Source organism: Thermaerobacillus caldiproteolyticus, from assembly GCF_013761245.1.
GTDB lineage: Bacteria > Bacillota > Bacilli > Bacillales > Anoxybacillaceae > Thermaerobacillus > Thermaerobacillus caldiproteolyticus.
Map to the genome: position 1 here is coordinate 180,692 of NZ_JACDUT010000003.1, position 15,653 is coordinate 196,344.

General features: G+C 41.9%; 15 protein-coding genes. 14 read left to right on the top strand and 1 reads right to left on the bottom strand.

Annotation, left to right across the window (positions count from 1 at the left end; genetic code table 11):
* The first annotated feature begins 69 nt into the window (after positions 1 to 69).
* From HNR31_RS06235 to HNR31_RS06260, 6 genes are all read left to right on the top strand, one after another.
* Positions 70 to 312, top strand: coding sequence for a DUF1146 family protein (locus HNR31_RS06235; RefSeq protein ID WP_181555404.1), 243 nt, complete (start codon positions 70 to 72; stop codon positions 310 to 312).
* A 146-nt stretch (positions 313 to 458) separates the two neighbouring features.
* Complete coding sequence (locus tag HNR31_RS06240; RefSeq protein WP_233414473.1) at positions 459 to 1,211, top strand: YwmB family TATA-box binding protein; 753 nt, start codon at positions 459 to 461, stop codon at positions 1,209 to 1,211.
* A gap of 31 nt (positions 1,212 to 1,242) precedes the next feature.
* Positions 1,243 to 2,550, top strand: coding sequence for a UDP-N-acetylglucosamine 1-carboxyvinyltransferase (gene murA / locus HNR31_RS06245; RefSeq protein ID WP_181555405.1), 1,308 nt, complete (start codon positions 1,243 to 1,245; stop codon positions 2,548 to 2,550).
* A gap of 795 nt (positions 2,551 to 3,345) precedes the next feature.
* The gene (gene spoIID / locus HNR31_RS06250; protein WP_181555406.1) at positions 3,346 to 4,380 is read left to right on the top strand and encodes a stage II sporulation protein D; all 1,035 of its coding nucleotides are present in this window, start codon (positions 3,346 to 3,348) and stop codon (positions 4,378 to 4,380) included.
* A gap of 129 nt (positions 4,381 to 4,509) precedes the next feature.
* On the top strand, positions 4,510 to 5,415 hold the full coding sequence (locus tag HNR31_RS06255; protein ID WP_181555407.1) for a M23 family metallopeptidase: 906 nt from the start codon (positions 4,510 to 4,512) through the stop codon (positions 5,413 to 5,415).
* A 265-nt stretch (positions 5,416 to 5,680) separates the two neighbouring features.
* A complete protein-coding gene (locus tag HNR31_RS06260) occupies positions 5,681 to 7,294 on the top strand; it encodes a gamma-glutamyltransferase family protein (protein ID WP_220129423.1) in 1,614 nt (537 codons plus the stop codon).
* 225 nt (positions 7,295 to 7,519) lie between these two features.
* Here HNR31_RS06260 and HNR31_RS06265 read toward each other — a convergent pair whose 3' ends face one another.
* On the bottom strand, positions 7,520 to 8,011 hold the full coding sequence (locus tag HNR31_RS06265; RefSeq protein ID WP_181555408.1) for a BsuPI-related putative proteinase inhibitor: 492 nt from the start codon (positions 8,009 to 8,011) through the stop codon (positions 7,520 to 7,522).
* A gap of 287 nt (positions 8,012 to 8,298) precedes the next feature.
* On the opposite strand from HNR31_RS06265, the gene spoIIID reads away from it, so the two are divergent.
* From spoIIID to HNR31_RS06305, 8 genes are all read left to right on the top strand, one after another.
* A complete protein-coding gene (gene spoIIID / locus HNR31_RS06270) occupies positions 8,299 to 8,556 on the top strand; it encodes a sporulation transcriptional regulator SpoIIID (protein WP_181555409.1) in 258 nt (85 codons plus the stop codon).
* Between the two features lie 115 nt (positions 8,557 to 8,671).
* Positions 8,672 to 9,673 (top strand): rod shape-determining protein, encoded by a 1,002-nt coding sequence (gene mreB, locus HNR31_RS06275; RefSeq protein WP_181555410.1) that lies wholly within the window; start codon positions 8,672 to 8,674, stop codon positions 9,671 to 9,673.
* A gap of 241 nt (positions 9,674 to 9,914) precedes the next feature.
* A complete protein-coding gene (locus tag HNR31_RS06280; protein WP_181555411.1) occupies positions 9,915 to 10,751 on the top strand; it encodes a flagellar hook-basal body protein in 837 nt (278 codons plus the stop codon).
* A 26-nt stretch (positions 10,752 to 10,777) separates the two neighbouring features.
* Positions 10,778 to 11,626, top strand: a complete 849-nt coding sequence (locus HNR31_RS06285) for a flagellar hook-basal body protein (protein ID WP_181555412.1) — start codon at positions 10,778 to 10,780, stop codon at positions 11,624 to 11,626.
* Positions 11,627 to 11,642: 16 nt separating this feature from the next.
* The gene (locus HNR31_RS06290; RefSeq protein WP_181555413.1) at positions 11,643 to 11,891 is read left to right on the top strand and encodes a DNA-directed RNA polymerase subunit beta; all 249 of its coding nucleotides are present in this window, start codon (positions 11,643 to 11,645) and stop codon (positions 11,889 to 11,891) included.
* A 537-nt stretch (positions 11,892 to 12,428) separates the two neighbouring features.
* Positions 12,429 to 12,866, top strand: coding sequence for a 3-hydroxyacyl-ACP dehydratase FabZ (gene fabZ / locus HNR31_RS06295; protein WP_181555414.1), 438 nt, complete (start codon positions 12,429 to 12,431; stop codon positions 12,864 to 12,866).
* A gap of 439 nt (positions 12,867 to 13,305) precedes the next feature.
* On the top strand, positions 13,306 to 13,665 hold the full coding sequence (locus HNR31_RS06300; protein WP_181555415.1) for a hypothetical protein: 360 nt from the start codon (positions 13,306 to 13,308) through the stop codon (positions 13,663 to 13,665).
* Positions 13,666 to 14,200: 535 nt separating this feature from the next.
* Entirely contained in the window at positions 14,201 to 15,532 is a 1,332-nt protein-coding gene (locus tag HNR31_RS06305) for a radical SAM/SPASM domain-containing protein (RefSeq protein WP_181555416.1), read from the top strand.
* Positions 15,533 to 15,653 lie beyond the last annotated feature (121 nt).

The window sequence follows — 15,653 nt, forward strand, 5'->3', positions numbered from 1 at the left end:
TTACAATATATATAGAAGGGGCAAACTTCCCCCTTCTTTTTTCATCGGTCGAAAGGAGTGTCATACATCATGCTGCCAAGCCTTGGTCAACAAGCATTAGTAAGCATTATGGCCCACCTTGTTTTTATTGCGTTAACATGGTGGACGCTGCAAGGGGTGCATATTGAAAAAATTTTAAAGCCGAACCGTGTATTTCAAGCACGCCTGTTCTATATTTTATTGACGATTGCTATTGGTTCAACAGTCGGCAATTTTTTCTTGGACTACTTATCTTGGGCGAAGCAGTTGCCATTTATATTCGGAGGCGAGTAAAAAATTGGCTCGCCTTTTTTGCTGATGATGTTGAACCGAAATAAACGCAAAAACCCCTCATCTTTTTTCTGATTTTGTCGAGTTTTTTCGCGTATGTTCACTTCCAATCTGGCAACACTAACAATAAGGAGAGGAAGTGAAACGGTATGAAGATGAAAAAAAGAGAACTGATAATATTGGCAATCTTATTGACCATTATTGTGATGTGTCAATACTCCTTCGGCGAGGCTAAAGGGAAAGAGCCGCTGCAAGAAATAGAAAAAATGGCTCATGTATTACAAAAAAACGGTGCGCATATTCAAGAATGGACCATTTACACAAGAGAGTATATCCCAACCGTGAAAAATGATCAGGCTTTTTTGAAAAAGTTAAACGAGCTAAAGAAACAAAATAATCAATTTCGATGGACGTTAGAAACAGAACACGACATTCGTAAAGCAACAGGGTTGTATAAACATTCCTCCATTCAAGAAAAAATTCAACTTGTTACTACCGTCACAAACGAACAGCCCCAAACGTATATCCTCTATGAGGTCAAGGGATTAAATTGGAGCGAAAAAACTCGAAGAGAAGCGAGCGGAATCGTAAAAAACACAACATTTCAACTCTTTACGAAACAGCCTACATTTTTCTCTTGTGTAAAAGGGGAATTCAGTGATAAGATGAAAGGTGTTTTGTTAAAACAAGCTTATCACCTTCTACATGAATTTCAAGCCACACCAATTGAAGCATTGCGGGAAGAGACATTTGTCTCCGTATCTGCATATACTAGGCAGTGGGAGAACGCTCTTCCGACCAACAGACATCCGATGAATATTCAGCTTGCATTACGAAAGGAAGGATTGGGCCAAAAGACTACGGTTGTAGTTGGAACCCCAATCATTACGATTGAATATTAATATAGAGAAATTGGACGCGGAGGGGAATACCTTGGAAAAAATCATCGTCCGTGGCGGAAACCGGTTAAGCGGCACCGTAAAAGTCGAAGGAGCGAAGAATGCCGTTTTGCCTGTCATCGCCGCAACCTTATTAGCGAGTGAAGGAAAAAGTGTCATTCATGATGTACCTGCTCTCTCCGATGTGTATACGATCAGTGAGGTACTGCGTTATTTAAACGCAGAAGTAATGATAGACGAAAATAAAATCACTGTAGATGCATCACGAGAGCTAAAGCTAGAAGCCCCGTTTGAATATGTACGCAAAATGCGTGCTTCTGTTCTTGTAATGGGTCCGTTACTTGCAAGAAATGGTCGTGCCCGCGTGGCCTTGCCAGGCGGTTGTGCGATTGGTTCACGTCCGATTGACCAACATTTAAAAGGGTTTGAAGCGATGGGCGCTTCCGTGAAAGTCGGGAACGGCTTTATTGATGCGGAAGTAAACGGGAAACTTCGCGGGGCAAAGATTTACTTAGATTTTCCAAGTGTGGGAGCAACAGAAAATATCATGATGGCTGCCGTGTTGGCAGAAGGAACAACTATCATTGAAAACTGTGCTAAAGAGCCAGAAATTGTTGATTTGGCCAACTTTTTAAACGCAATGGGAGCGAAAGTGCGCGGTGCCGGAACAGGAACAATTCGTATTGAAGGGGTAGAAAAGTTAAGCGGCACAACACATACTGTCATTCCTGATCGCATCGAAGCAGGTACGTTCATGGTAGCGGCAGCTATTACAGGAGGAAACGTCCTTGTTCAAGGTGCTGTTCCAGAGCATTTGAGCTCACTAATTGCGAAAATGGAAGAAATGGGTGTAACCATTATTGAGGAAGAGAACGGTTTACGCGTCATCGGCCCAGAAAAATTAAAAGCCGTCGACATCAAAACGATGCCGCATCCAGGGTTTCCAACTGATATGCAATCACAAATGATGGCATTATTGTTAAAAGCAGAAGGAACTAGCATGATTACGGAAACGGTATTTGAAAACCGTTTTATGCACGTCGAAGAATTTCGTCGTATGAACGCAGACATTAAAATTGAAGGGCGCTCTGTTATCATTAACGGACCTTGTAACCTACAAGGGGCCGAAGTAGCAGCGACTGATTTGCGTGCAGCGGCTGCGTTAATTTTAGCAGGATTAGCTGCAGAAGGGTACACCCGTGTAACGGAGTTGAAGCATCTTGATCGCGGCTATGTTCGTTTTCATGAAAAATTAGCTGCTCTTGGTGCTGATATCGAGCGTATCAATGAAGAAAGCAATATTGCTGTCGAGGATGCCAAGGTAAAGGATCTCAACCTCTAAGACAAAGAAAAACGACCGTCAACTACGTAAAAAACAGTAGTGAATGGTCGTTTTTAATTTTCCGTTTGTTTTCGCCAAGAGAAGAAGAGTTGTGATACAGTTATAAAAAACAATTTATGTTGGAAAGAAGGTTGAATGGATAGAAGAGCCTTTGAAGCGGTTTATTTATGGTGCAGATGAAAGATTTGGCTGATTGAACAATGTAGAAATTCGGTTAAATGTATTAGAAAAAGTTTAAGAGAAGAACAAGAACGGACATTAATGTATAGTAGCATAACAGTCAGTGATGTGCTGACGATATTAACGAATAAGTACTGAAGAAACGCTAAGAAATTAGTCTACTAGCGGAAGAACAGCAAGTCATATCCCAGCGCATTAGCTACATAATATCACGGAATGCGTCAGGAATCGGTCTTTTATTATATGGCAGATTAATAAAAGAAAGAGAATTTGAAATACGCGAATTGAGGTGAGAAGCTGTTTCAAACATGCAGAAAAAGTGGGCGAGCAGTATTGGGAAGTGATAGAGCTGGTCGCAGCGAGAATTCAGTAGGAAGTACGAACTCAAAGAGAAGTTCTTTTTGTTCTTTCCATCCTATTGATAGATCACTAAAAGAAGTTGTCATATATACTTGTCCAAGCCCATAACTATGTAATAACGAAACGGCAGCCATTACTCTGATGGCGACCGTTTATTTATGCAAGCACATATGACCGCGCCTGCAAGATCGCCGGAAAAAGGATGATTTCGTCCTTATGCTTGCGCTTGAAAAATTCATATTGGGGGCTCGGACTATGAAACGTGTAAAACCACTCATCGTACTAGTTTCTTTTTTATTTTTCGTTGTATTACTTATCCCGACTCTATTAGTCATTCCGTTTAGCGACAAAGAGGACGGGAAACTAGCTGAAGAGCTTCGTAAGCAGCAGGCAGTGCAGACGGTCAAAGCTAAAACGCAAGAAAGGGGACCGGCTGTAGAGGTAGCAGTGTACCGCAGCAAAGAAAAACGTATTGAGCATATTCCGCTTGAGCAGTATGTGATCGGTGTCGTCGCAGCGGAAATGCCGGCTGAATTTGAAATGGAGGCACTTAAGGCGCAAGCACTAACAGCAAGAACCTATATTGTCAAACAAATGCTTAATGATCAACCAATTAGTTTGCCAAAAGGAGCCAATGTCACCGATACAATCATGCATCAAGTCTATTACAGCAATGAAGAGTTAAAACAGCTTTGGGGAAATGACTACGACTGGAAAATAAAAAAAATCACCGAAGCGGTGGAAGCAACTCGTGGACAGATTTTGACGTATAATAATGTTCCTATTGAAGCTTCGTTTTTCTCGACAAGCAACGGCTTTACGGAGAACTCAGAAGCATATTGGGAAAATGAATTCCCTTACTTAAAAAGTGTAGCGAGTCCGTGGGATAAACAGTCGCCGAAATTTTACAACCAAACAGTTATGTCGGTTGCTGAATTTCAACAAAAATTAGGAGTCACTTTGCCGAAAGACGGGTCCGTCGGTGTTGTCATTTCACGAACACCGGGAAAACGTGTGGATGTTGTTGAAATTAATGGAAAGCGGTTCAAGGGAAGAGAAGTGCGTGAAAAACTAGATTTAAAGTCGACGGATTTTACATGGGTACGTAAAGGGGATGAAATTGTCATTACAACAAAAGGATATGGACACGGTGTTGGTATGAGTCAATACGGAGCGAATTTTATGGCAAAGGAAGGAAAAACATATGATCAAATTGTAAAGTACTACTATCAAGGCGTGAATATTTCCTCAGCAACAGCTTTTTTAAACAAACTCACCGTGAAAAAGTAGAGCGAGGCGTATTTCCGCCTCTTTTTTTTGCATAAAATCACCCTTTTTTCAAAAAATAAATGAAAAAATAGTTTGATCATGTATATATTTTCCTCTTTCTGTTCAAAATGGTTGCTGAGGTGATGAATAATGAGAGAGGAAGAAAAGAAACAAACTTCTCCGACAAGACCAAGTTTACAGCGTTTGCTCAGAAAGCGTTGGGTGTTTCCAGCCATTTATTTAACGAGTGCTGCGTTAATTTTAGCAGGAGTACTTTGGTTCCAAAACAAAAATGACGGAAAAGTGGCAAAAGATGAGTATGAATATAGCCAAGACGTTCCGGGAACATCTCATCACAATGATCCAGCCGTCCCAGTTAATGAAGCAGTTGAAAATTTTGTGATGCCAGTCCTTGATCCAAACACTGTCGAAATTCAAAAACCATTCTATGATGACACCGCATCAAAAGAAGAACAGGAAGCAGCCCTTGTCTTTTATAATAATACGTATCATCCAAACCGCGGGATCGACATTGCCACGAAGGACGGCAAAACATTTGATGTTACCGCCTCTTTAAGCGGTACTGTGACAAAGGCAGAAAAGGACCCGATTTTAGGTTATGTGGTGGAGATTGAGCATGACAAAGGCGTTACGACTGTTTATCAATCTCTTGCAGACCTAAAAGTTAAATCTGGTGATAGCGTTAAACAAGGACAAGTCATCGGCAAAGCGGGACAAAGCCAATTTAATCAAGAGGCAGGCATTCATGCCCACTTTGAAATTCGCAAAGACGGCAAGCCGGTAAACCCAATCGATTACTTTGATAAACCGGTCACTGCTTTAACTGAACAAAAGGCTGGAGAGCAAAACGCAACTGACCAAAACAGTGAGCAAACAACAGATGAACAATCTCAAACAGATAAACAATCACAATCTGACGAAGAAACTCAATCGAAAGATCAATCAACAGATGAGAATACAACAACAGCACCAAATGAACAAGAGCCATCTTCTTCTAAAACGCCAGACGCTTCCATTGGAATGGCAAGAGCGTAATTTTTAATTCAAAAAAGAATCACCTACTCCTTCTCGTAAATGAAGAAGGGGTAGGTGATTTTTTTCATAACATACATACTCAAAATAGAAAAGGAAAAACATTTCGCGAGTCGAATAAGGAATGGTATATAAACGAAAAAGCAACTAGGTCATCTAGTGAGTCCGCCAAAAGGATGTCGGTATTCCATACGCGATGTCCAATCATAAACGGGAAAAATCACTATGTTGTTTAGTAGGATGATGAGAAGAAAAAGGAGAGGAGACGATGCTGCAGCTTGATTATTTGCACTACCCATATTCTTCACAACGGATGACGACGTTTGCCGCCAATGGAATGGTCGCTACGTCGCAACCGTTAGCAGCTCAAGCAGGGCTGGATATTTTAAAAAAAGGCGGCAATGCCATTGATGCGGCGATTGCCACCGCGGCATGTTTGACAGTTGTTGAGCCGACTTCAAACGGAATTGGCGGCGATGCATTTGCACTTGTTTGGGTGAACGGGGAACTTCATGGATTGAATGCAAGCGGCTATTCGCCAAAAGCAATATCGATTGAAGCGGTAAAAGAACGGGGATATAATGAAATGCCAAAACATGGATGGGTCCCTGTGACTGTTCCGGGAGCCCCGGCGGCTTGGGTCGCTTTGTCAAAGAGGTTTGGAAGACTGCCGCTAACGGAAGTATTAAAACCAGCCGTTGAATATGCAGAAAATGGTTATCCGATTTCACCGATATTAGGGAAGTACTGGAACTACGCGTTTCGTGAGTTTCAAACTTATCTGAAGGGGCCCGAATTTGCAAGCTGGTTTGAAATATTTGCTCCTCGAGGGAGAGCGCCGAAAATCGGGGAAGTTTGGGCTTCGAAAGACCATGCTGATACATTGCGTTCCATCGCAAAAACAGAGGGCGAAAGTTTTTACCGAGGAGAATTAGCAGAAAAAATTGCTGCGTATTCAAAACAATATCATGGTTTTTTATCTTTCGATGATTTAGCCGAATACGAAGTCGAGTGGGTCAAACCGATTTCCGTTCATTATCGGGGTTACGATGTATGGGAGATTCCCCCTAACGGGCAAGGATTGATTGCGTTAATGGCATTGAATATCATGAAGGAATTTGACATTCCTAATATCCCAACAATAGAGACATACCATCAACAAATCGAAGCGATGAAACTGGCTTTTGTAGATGGACAAACATACATTACCGATGCTCGTTACATGAAGCACTCTGTCGATGAGCTATTATCAGAGGAATTTGCCCGGTCAAGACGAAAGCTGATTGGCGAAGAAGCGTTATTTCCTGAACCGGGGACGCCGTCAAAAGGGGGGACGGTTTATTTAGCAACAGCTGATCGAGAAGGCAATATGGTTTCCTTTATTCAAAGCAACTATATGGGCTTTGGCTCCGGTCTAGTCGTGCCGGGAACAGGAATCGCTTTGCAAAACCGCGGACATAATTTTTCGCTCAATGAGACACACGATAATCGGTTAGCACCGCGAAAGAAAACGTATCATACGATTATTCCGGGATTTCTTACAAAAGGAAAGGAACCGATAGGGCCATTCGGTGTCATGGGCGGCTTTATGCAGCCGCAAGGGCATTTGCAAGTGGTGATGAATACGATCGACTTTCATTTAAACCCGCAAGCGGCGTTAGATGCACCAAGATGGCAATGGATAGAAGGGAAAAAGATTCTCGTCGAGCATCACTTTCCTCACGACATCGCTCAGGCCTTAGCCCGAAAAGGACACGACATTCACGTCGCCCTCGATTCAGGTGCATTCGGACGCGGACAAATTATTTGGCGCGATCCGCATACAGGAGTGTTGGCTGGAGGTACAGAAGCCCGTACTGACGGAATGGTTGCTGCTTGGTAGTTTGGTGAAAAAAGCATAAAGGGTTGAACGAAAAAACGAACCTGCCTTTTACATCAAGGCAGGTTTTCATAACCTTAATAATGCAATGTTATGTGAATCAGTAAGACATTCCGCTTTTTTATCCCGCAATGTTTGTTGAAAACTAATCTTCATTCTTGAGGCGGTACGTACCTTTGCCGGGGACAGACGTTGCTTTCAGCGTTAAAGCGATGACCACAGCTTTTCTTATTCCACCGTAAACGTCACTTTGGCCTTTGCATTCGGCCAATTTGGGTCGGCAAGCCACCATTCGAGCGTATAGTGACCTTTCGGTAATGATTCGAACGTTTCCGTAAAGACAAGTTCCTCCCCTTGTTTTAATGGGCGCTCTTCGTAAATTTGGATAAACGCTTTTCCTTCGCTGAACTGCTTGACCTTTTTCCCATCGCGATACAAAATGTAGTCATATTTTTTTCCACTTGTAAATGTGATTTTTTGCACGCGTTCCGTTTGATTTTTCACCATAAACGTAAACACATATCGATTGTTTTTCTTTTCATATACAAGCGATGGTTGTAATGTGCCTGCGACAATTCCACCGTGATGATGCTGCGGTTGCTTTTGCGGGGGAGTATCTTTTGCCTCCGATTTCATCATGCTGTTTGAAGTAAAAAACACCCCTACTGCGGCTAGACCAGCAAACAATCCCAACCATCCAATGATTCGCCCTTTTCCCATCATGATTCACTCCTTTCTATCTATAGTCGTTCCCATTTTTATCTTGTTACAAAAAAATTATGGAAAATCTCTTGTCCTCCTTGATATTTCTGGCATATATGAACCATTTGTCTAATAAAATGTTACAAACTTAACAACAACGAGAGTGTTTGAGGTGGGGATCGTCTGTAACAGCAAGAATGGAGTCCGAGATGCTTTCGAAATGAACAAGTGGAAGAGCTTTTTATCATCAACGAAGCGAGTCTCATTTCACACTTCTCACATCCAACTTAGGGAGGGCGAGTGGTGTGCACGATTACATCAAAGAGCGTACTATCAAGATTGGAAAGTATATCGTGGAGACGAGGAAAACCGTTCGCGTTATCGCGAAAGAATTTGGCGTTTCCAAAAGTACCGTTCATAAAGATTTAACCGAGCGGCTCCCCGAAATTAATCCGGAGCTAGCAAGCGAGGTTAAAGAAATTCTTGATTATCATAAATCAATTCGTCATTTGCGTGGAGGTGAAGCAACAAAGAAAAAATATAAAAAAGAAACGATTCAATAAAAAATCTCTTCCTTGCGTCACATCTTTCCAAAAAAATAGTATCCTACTCCTATTCTTAATATGGTAAAATAATCAATTAGGAGTAATGTCAGGGTGAATGCAAGGAGGAACATATATGTTTGCAAGGGATATTGGTATCGACCTCGGTACAGCGAACGTACTGATTTATGTAAAAGGAAAAGGTATTGTTTTAAATGAGCCGTCCGTTGTTGCGATTGATAAAAATACGAACAAAGTATTAGCTGTCGGCGAAGAAGCAAGACGAATGGTAGGACGTACTCCTGGGAATATCGTTGCCATTCGGCCACTAAAAGATGGTGTCATTGCCGATTTTGACATCACCGAAGCGATGTTAAAACATTTTTTGAACAAACTGGATTTAAAAGGCTTTTTCGCCAAACCGCGCATTTTAATTTGTTGCCCAACGAACACGACATCCGTTGAACGAAAAGCGATTAAAGAGGCAGCAGAAAAAAGCGGCGGCAAAAAAGTATACTTAGAAGAAGAACCAAAAGTAGCGGCTATCGGTGCGGGCATGGATATTTTTCAGCCGAGTGGAAATATGGTTGTCGATATTGGCGGTGGCACGACAGATGTTGCCGTTCTGTCCATGGGCGATATTGTCACCGCCTCTTCCATTAAAATGGCTGGGGACAAGTTCGACATGGAAATTTTGAATTACATTAAGCGCGAATATAAACTGCTTATTGGTGAACGTACTGCTGAAGAAATTAAAATTAAAGTCGCAACTGTATTCCCAGGCGCACGTGATGAAGAAATTGATATTCGTGGCCGCGATCTTGTCACGGGGTTGCCGCGAACGATTACCGTTCGTTCTAGAGAAATTGAGAATGCGCTTCGTGAACCGGTCGCTCTGATTGTACAAGCTGCTAAAAGCGTATTAGAACGTACACCACCTGAGCTGTCCGCAGATATTATCGATCGCGGTGTTATTTTAACAGGAGGCGGTGCACTGTTGCACGGCATTGACCAGCTGTTGTCCGAAGAGTTAAAGGTTCCGGTATTAGTGGCGGAAAACCCAATGGATTGCGTTGCCATTGGAACAGGGATTATGCTCGACAATATTGACCGGGTACCTAATCGCCACCTCATTTAACTTCAAATACCGCTAAACAAAGTTCGATCACAATGATCATCTTAGAGCGGACACAGGGTGTGCAGGGAGGCTGCTGGCTATCGCCTATAATTAACCGCTTCTCTGATAAGTGGTGATAAATTTACCACTCGCTTATGCCTTCATCGTAAGTATGGAAATGGTACCTATTCGCATTTTTCCGATTTTTGCCTTATAATGAGAGTAGACAAAAAGTGTACAATATCAAGCGGGGTGACGGTCCTTGTTACGAGGGTTCTATACAGCTGCCGCTGGCATGCTTTCTGAGCAACGGCGCGTGGAAATGCTAACGAATAATATGGCCAATGCAAATACACCGGGATATAAAGCTGACCAATCAACATTGCGGGCGTTTCCAGAAATGCTTCTCGCACGTTTAGATCAAACAACGATTCCTACAAAAGAACCGAGGTCTTTTCCACTGCGACCAACGCTTGGAGCCATTAACACTGGCGTTTATATGCAAGAACTCATTCCAAATTTTGGGCAGGGTGACATAAAAGAGACAGGACAAGCAACCGACCTCGCCCTTGTTGACGGCATACTGCCGGTTGATGCGGCAACAGGAACAAAAGGTGCGCTCTTTTTTGTTGTCGAAAATGAAAATGGCGACATTCGCTATACAAGAAATGGTAACTTTACATTGGATGCACAAGGCTTTTTAACGACGAACGAGGGCTTTTACGTATTGGATGAAAATGGACAGCGTATTCAGTTGCCAAGTGCTGACTTTACTGTGACTTCAGACGGAACGATTGTTGCCAATAACAATCGTATTGCTCGGCTCGATATTGCGTTTGCTGCCAATCCCAATACGGTTGTGAAAGAAGGAAATGGTCTTTTCCGCAGCGAAAATGGTAGATTACCAAGCGCGGTTAACAATCCAAATGCGACATATCAAATTAAGCAAGGTTTTCTCGAACGCTCGAACGTCGATATTTCTCGCACTATGACTGATATGATGTCTGCGTACCGTGCTTTTGAGGCAAACCAAAAAATATTACAAGCGTACGATAAAAGCATGGACAAGGCTGTCAATGAAATCGGTCGCCTCAAATAACGGAGACGAGCTTAGGGGGATTTTACGTGCTACGTTCAATGATTACTGCAGCGAATACAATGAATCAACTGCAACAACAGCTTGACGTGATTAGTAACAATATTGCCAATAGCAATACCACCGGATTTAAACGTCGTGAAGCAAGTTTTGGTGAACTGCTTGTGCAGCAGTTTAATAACTTGCCGCGCGAACAGGTAAATCGCTTGACTCCTGACGGGGTACGACTCGGTGTTGGTGCAAAGCTAGCGGAAACAAATCTCGTTCTCAAGCAAGGTCCGATTATGCAAACGGGGCGGTCTTTAGACGTCGCTCTGACAAAAGAAGGACAATTTTTCCGCGTCCTTGTCCAAGAGGACAATGGAACGAGGGCGATCCGCTATACTCGGGACGGCGCTTTTTATTTGAGTCCATCGGCTAACAATCCGAATGAACTCATGCTTGTCACAAGCGATGGTCATCCTGTTCTCAACAGCAACAATGAACCCATCTTCATTCAAGACGGGTTTAAAAATATCACCATTTCTAACACAGGAACGCTGACTGTCACTGATCCAAACGGAAGAGTCACTCAAACAGTCGATCTTGGTATTACAACTATCCTGCGTCCGCAATTATTGCAGTCCGTTGGGGAGAATTTGTTCGCTCTTCCGAACTTAAATGCACTCAATGTCAATGAAGCAGATGTAATAGTCGATATGACTGGTAATTTACGTCAACAAATTGGTATGGAGCAAGGCGCGCTCGAGCAATCGAACGTTGAGTTATCGACCGAAGTAACTGATATGATGATTACACAACGCTCGTATCAAATGAACGCCCGATCAATTTCAATTTCCGATCAAATGCTCGGCTTAATTAATGGAATTCGCTCGTAGTGAGGGAGAAGTGGGGATGAATGAAGAACGCCAAGAGGAAAAACAAACAGAACAGAAGAAGCAGCGCTGGACATGGCAGCGTACCCGCTTAATCCCGATCTGGCTTCGCCTCGTTATTGTCGTTTTTCTCATGATCATAAGCACTGTGCTCGGCGCGATGATTGGCTACGGCGTCATTGGCGATGGCAAACCGTTCGACGTATTCAAACCGTCGACATGGCAGCGGATTGTTGATATTGTCGAGAAAGATGGAAAAGGTCAATAACAGGGAATAGGAAGGTACATGCCTTCTTTTTTTCTGTTATTCATCGCTTATTGTAAAGAAACGGCCTATGTTTGACTGAACAAATGTTACTTAGCAAGTGTCGTTGCGCGATTTTATTCGTTTGTCCCTTAACAGTTTCTACTTCTCTAAACAGAAGATCGATATCTGTCTGTATCGTTTGTGACAGTTCTGATGTCCTTTCTTATATTTGGAGGGTCAATCCTCAACATTGTGTGATGTTTCAATGCATTTTTTATTTCTTTTAATCAAATTCAACAGTTATCAAGCTGTTGTTTGACATTTATTAAACGATTTTTCAATATGATCAAGCCAATGATTGACTTAAATAGTTTTCGGCGTTACTCAATCGGTGATTAACTTGTTGAAGGCATTTTCAAGGTTACTGAATCTCTCACTTACTTCCGAGCGGAATTCACGCATTTCTTACACGAACTGTATTAACCGTTCTTCCATTTTTCTCACCTTCCTTTTATATTTACTCCATTGGAAAGGTACAAAAACAAAGGAGGCTTACATATGCTTGATATTCAACAAATTCAAGACATTATTCCACACCGTTATCCATTTTTATTAGTCGACCGTATTTTAGAAATCGAAGAAGGAAAGCGTGCGGTCGGTATTAAAAACGTCAGCGCGAATGAACAATTTTTTGTTGGTCATTTTCCGGAATATCCGGTGATGCCCGGTGTGTTAATCGTTGAAGCATTGGCACAAGTTGGTGCAGTAGCGATGTTGAAAAAAGAAGAAAACCGCGGTCGTCTTGCCTTTTTCACAGGCATTGATAATTGCCGATTTAAAAAGCAAGTGAAACCGGGTGATCAGCTTCGTCTCGAAGTTGAAATCATCCGCGCTAAAGGTCCGATCGGCAAAGGAAAAGGTATCGCTACCGTCGATGGGGAACTTGTCTGCGAAACAGAAATTATGTTTGCTCTTGGAGAAAAGAAAGACGCCTAACCAAATCCCCCTTTCCAAGGAACATTTTATTGCTGTCGAGGAAAGGGGGAATTTTGTCAAAAGTGTGCGTTTCCTGATAAAAAGAGAAAAAGGGGCTAGAAGAAACGGTTCATCTGCTATTTAAAAATGTCATTGATAGTTGAGCTGCTTATTTTGATTAAATCATAAACCATATAGTTGAACGATACGGTGAATGAAACGAAGAACTTGAACGGCATGAATGTATGATCGAATCTCTTTCTTTCCGCTTCCTCAAGCAGAAAACTGAAATCAAGGATTTCAGACAAATAATGAGATTATAGGTGAAGACGTCTGCCCTCTTTCCGCAAAATTAAGGAAAGAGGGGTTTTTTTGCATGAAATTCTTCTTTCTGGGCAACATAAACAAGGACCGGTTTTTACATAGGTCACTTTATTATGTATGGAAAGGAGAAGGAAACATGAATAAAAAATGGCTTTTATTGAAGCTATTTGGTTCACTAGTCGCGATTATGCTTGCATCTGGTTGTAATTGGGGCAATGACAATGATAACAACCAAAATCCGCCGCCGCCATCACAAAATCAAGACGTCAACGATACGGATATGAACCCGGCTGATGATATCAACCAAAACGATGACGTCGACAATAACAATAATCTCAATGACAAAAATCTCAATGACAACAACAACACGAATGTACCTCCAGGAGACGACACGAACAACGGACCTGGCGATGATGAAAACGATAACGTCCCAGACCGAGAAGATCCAATTGAAGACCAGAAAGATGTGAACGATAAAGATAACAAAGATGAATAGTAAAACGGGAGGCTGCCCCCAAGGTATAGGGGCAGCCTTGTTTAGTATATAGTTTATCAACAGTGTTACATTAGCAAAAAATAAAGAGATACTCCTCGAAAGTTATAAGCAATAATAGGGAGTCTTTTTTTTTCGAGGAATTTTGTGGTTCGGGAATTGTTCATCTCTCCGTTTTTGGTATTCTTGCCTTTCTCTGATGGAAGATGCTGTTTCCTCATCGTTTCGCATATGTTGAACATTAATTATTTTGATGCATTAATGAACCGAGGTGTCGATATCACTGAAAGGATAGCCAAGCGAGATCGATGTCTTTTTGGAACGAAATGGAGCGTAAACACGCTCCATTTCGTTTGTTCATTGTCAATTTTTTTTAGAAAAATGTTCATATAACGTTCAAGACCACGATGGGTTCATACTTGTTTATTTCTTTACAATAATTCAGTAGCGACAGCTATAGTGGTCAAAAGGGTGCTTGTTACGTAACAGCCAAAAGGTGTATGTCTTTATATGATTTTATAAAAAGGGTGTAGGAGCAATGAGAAGTATGAAATGGATTCCATCTCGATTTAATGCGATTTCACAAACAGAACGTGGTGAACTCATTCTTTACAATAGTTATACAGGGGCAATCGGTGTTGTGACAGAGGAAGAGAAAAAAACTGTGTTGCAAGCATTAAAGCGGAGCGGCATTGATCGAGACTTACTGCCTATTGAAAAAACGCTTGCCGAATGCGGGTTTCTTGTTTCACAGCAAGTGAACGAGGAAAAGCGTGCCCAATTTTTGCATCAAACGTTACATCGGACGGATACGATGCACCTTATTGTACTTCCTACAGAAGCATGTAATTTTCGTTGTACATACTGTTATCAAGATTTTTCGCGCGGAAACATGAGCCGCGATGTCATCAATGGGTTAAAACATTTTTTTGAAAATAAAATTCCTAGATTGGAACATCTTACGGTCAGTTGGTTTGGTGGAGAGCCTCTATTAGCGCTTGATATCATCGAAGAATTAAGCGAAACGATAGTAGAATGGACCGATCGGCACGGCGTAACCTATCAAGCGGAAATGTCAACGAACGGCTATTATTTATCAAAAGAAACACTGCAAACGTTATTGAAATATAAAGTGAATCGTTTTATGGTGACACTCGATGGAAGCAAAGACGTGCATGATTCGCGCCGAGCACTAACGAATCGAGGACCTACGTATGAAACGATACTTAACCATTTGAAAGATATACAAACATTAAATGATTCGTTTGAAATTTACCTGCGCATTAATTTTGATGAAGACAACCTTTCACACATTCCGCATTTTTTAGAAGAGTTAGCTTGTTATTTTGCGGGAGACTCGCGCTTTCAAATTTTCTGTCGCCCTGTTGGTAAATGGGGGGGAGCAAACGATGAAGGATTACCGATATGTGACAATCGTACAGCAGAAACGAAAATATGGGAGTTTACGGAATTTGGCATAAATCGTGGGTTAAATATGAGTTCGATCATTGAGTCGATGTTAATGCCTACTGGGGCGGTTTGTTATGCGGCAAAGCCACATTCGTTTGTCATTGGCGCCGATGGTCAAGTGTATAAATGTACTTGTTTCCTTCAGGAGGAATATAACCATGTTGGGCGGCTTCATGCCGATGGAACAATGGACGTTGATTTCGATAAATTAGCCTTATGGGTCACGTCAGGAGAAGAACAAGATGAACATTGTCAGGCGTGCTTTTTTCGTCCTGCATGTCAAGGGAATCATTGCCCATTGTATCGCATACGTAAAGGAAAGCGTCCTTGCCCTTATGAAAAACGAAAAATTAAACAAGTGTTGCGCTTACTTCATGCACAACAATCTGAAACAAAGTAACTAACGGTGATGCGATGATTTTGCGCTACAAAGTGTTTTTAAATTCTTGACAGTGAATTTTTTTACTTACTAAGAAAGGAGGTGGAAAGATGCGTATTTTGCGTCCAGCTGTATCCCCAAT

Bases quoted from the DNA above. Each gene is read 5' to 3' on its own strand.
- HNR31_RS06240 (WP_233414473.1), top strand. From the start codon at position 459: ATGAAGATGAAAAAAAGAGAACTGATAATATTGGCAATCTTATTGACC.
- HNR31_RS06255 (WP_181555407.1), top strand. From the start codon at position 4,510: ATGAGAGAGGAAGAAAAGAAACAAACTTCTCCGACAAGACCAAGTTTA.
- HNR31_RS06300 (WP_181555415.1), top strand. From the start codon at position 13,306: ATGAATAAAAAATGGCTTTTATTGAAGCTATTTGGTTCACTAGTCGCG.
- spoIID (WP_181555406.1), top strand. From the start codon at position 3,346: ATGAAACGTGTAAAACCACTCATCGTACTAGTTTCTTTTTTATTTTTC.
- HNR31_RS06290 (WP_181555413.1), top strand. From the start codon at position 11,643: ATGAATGAAGAACGCCAAGAGGAAAAACAAACAGAACAGAAGAAGCAG.
- fabZ (WP_181555414.1), top strand. From the start codon at position 12,429: ATGCTTGATATTCAACAAATTCAAGACATTATTCCACACCGTTATCCA.
- mreB (WP_181555410.1), top strand. From the start codon at position 8,672: ATGTTTGCAAGGGATATTGGTATCGACCTCGGTACAGCGAACGTACTG.
- HNR31_RS06260 (WP_220129423.1), top strand. From the start codon at position 5,681: ATGCTGCAGCTTGATTATTTGCACTACCCATATTCTTCACAACGGATG.
- HNR31_RS06235 (WP_181555404.1), top strand. From the start codon at position 70: ATGCTGCCAAGCCTTGGTCAACAAGCATTAGTAAGCATTATGGCCCAC.
- HNR31_RS06265 (WP_181555408.1), bottom strand. From the start codon at position 8,011: ATGGGAAAAGGGCGAATCATTGGATGGTTGGGATTGTTTGCTGGTCTA.
- HNR31_RS06305 (WP_181555416.1), top strand. From the start codon at position 14,201: ATGAGAAGTATGAAATGGATTCCATCTCGATTTAATGCGATTTCACAA.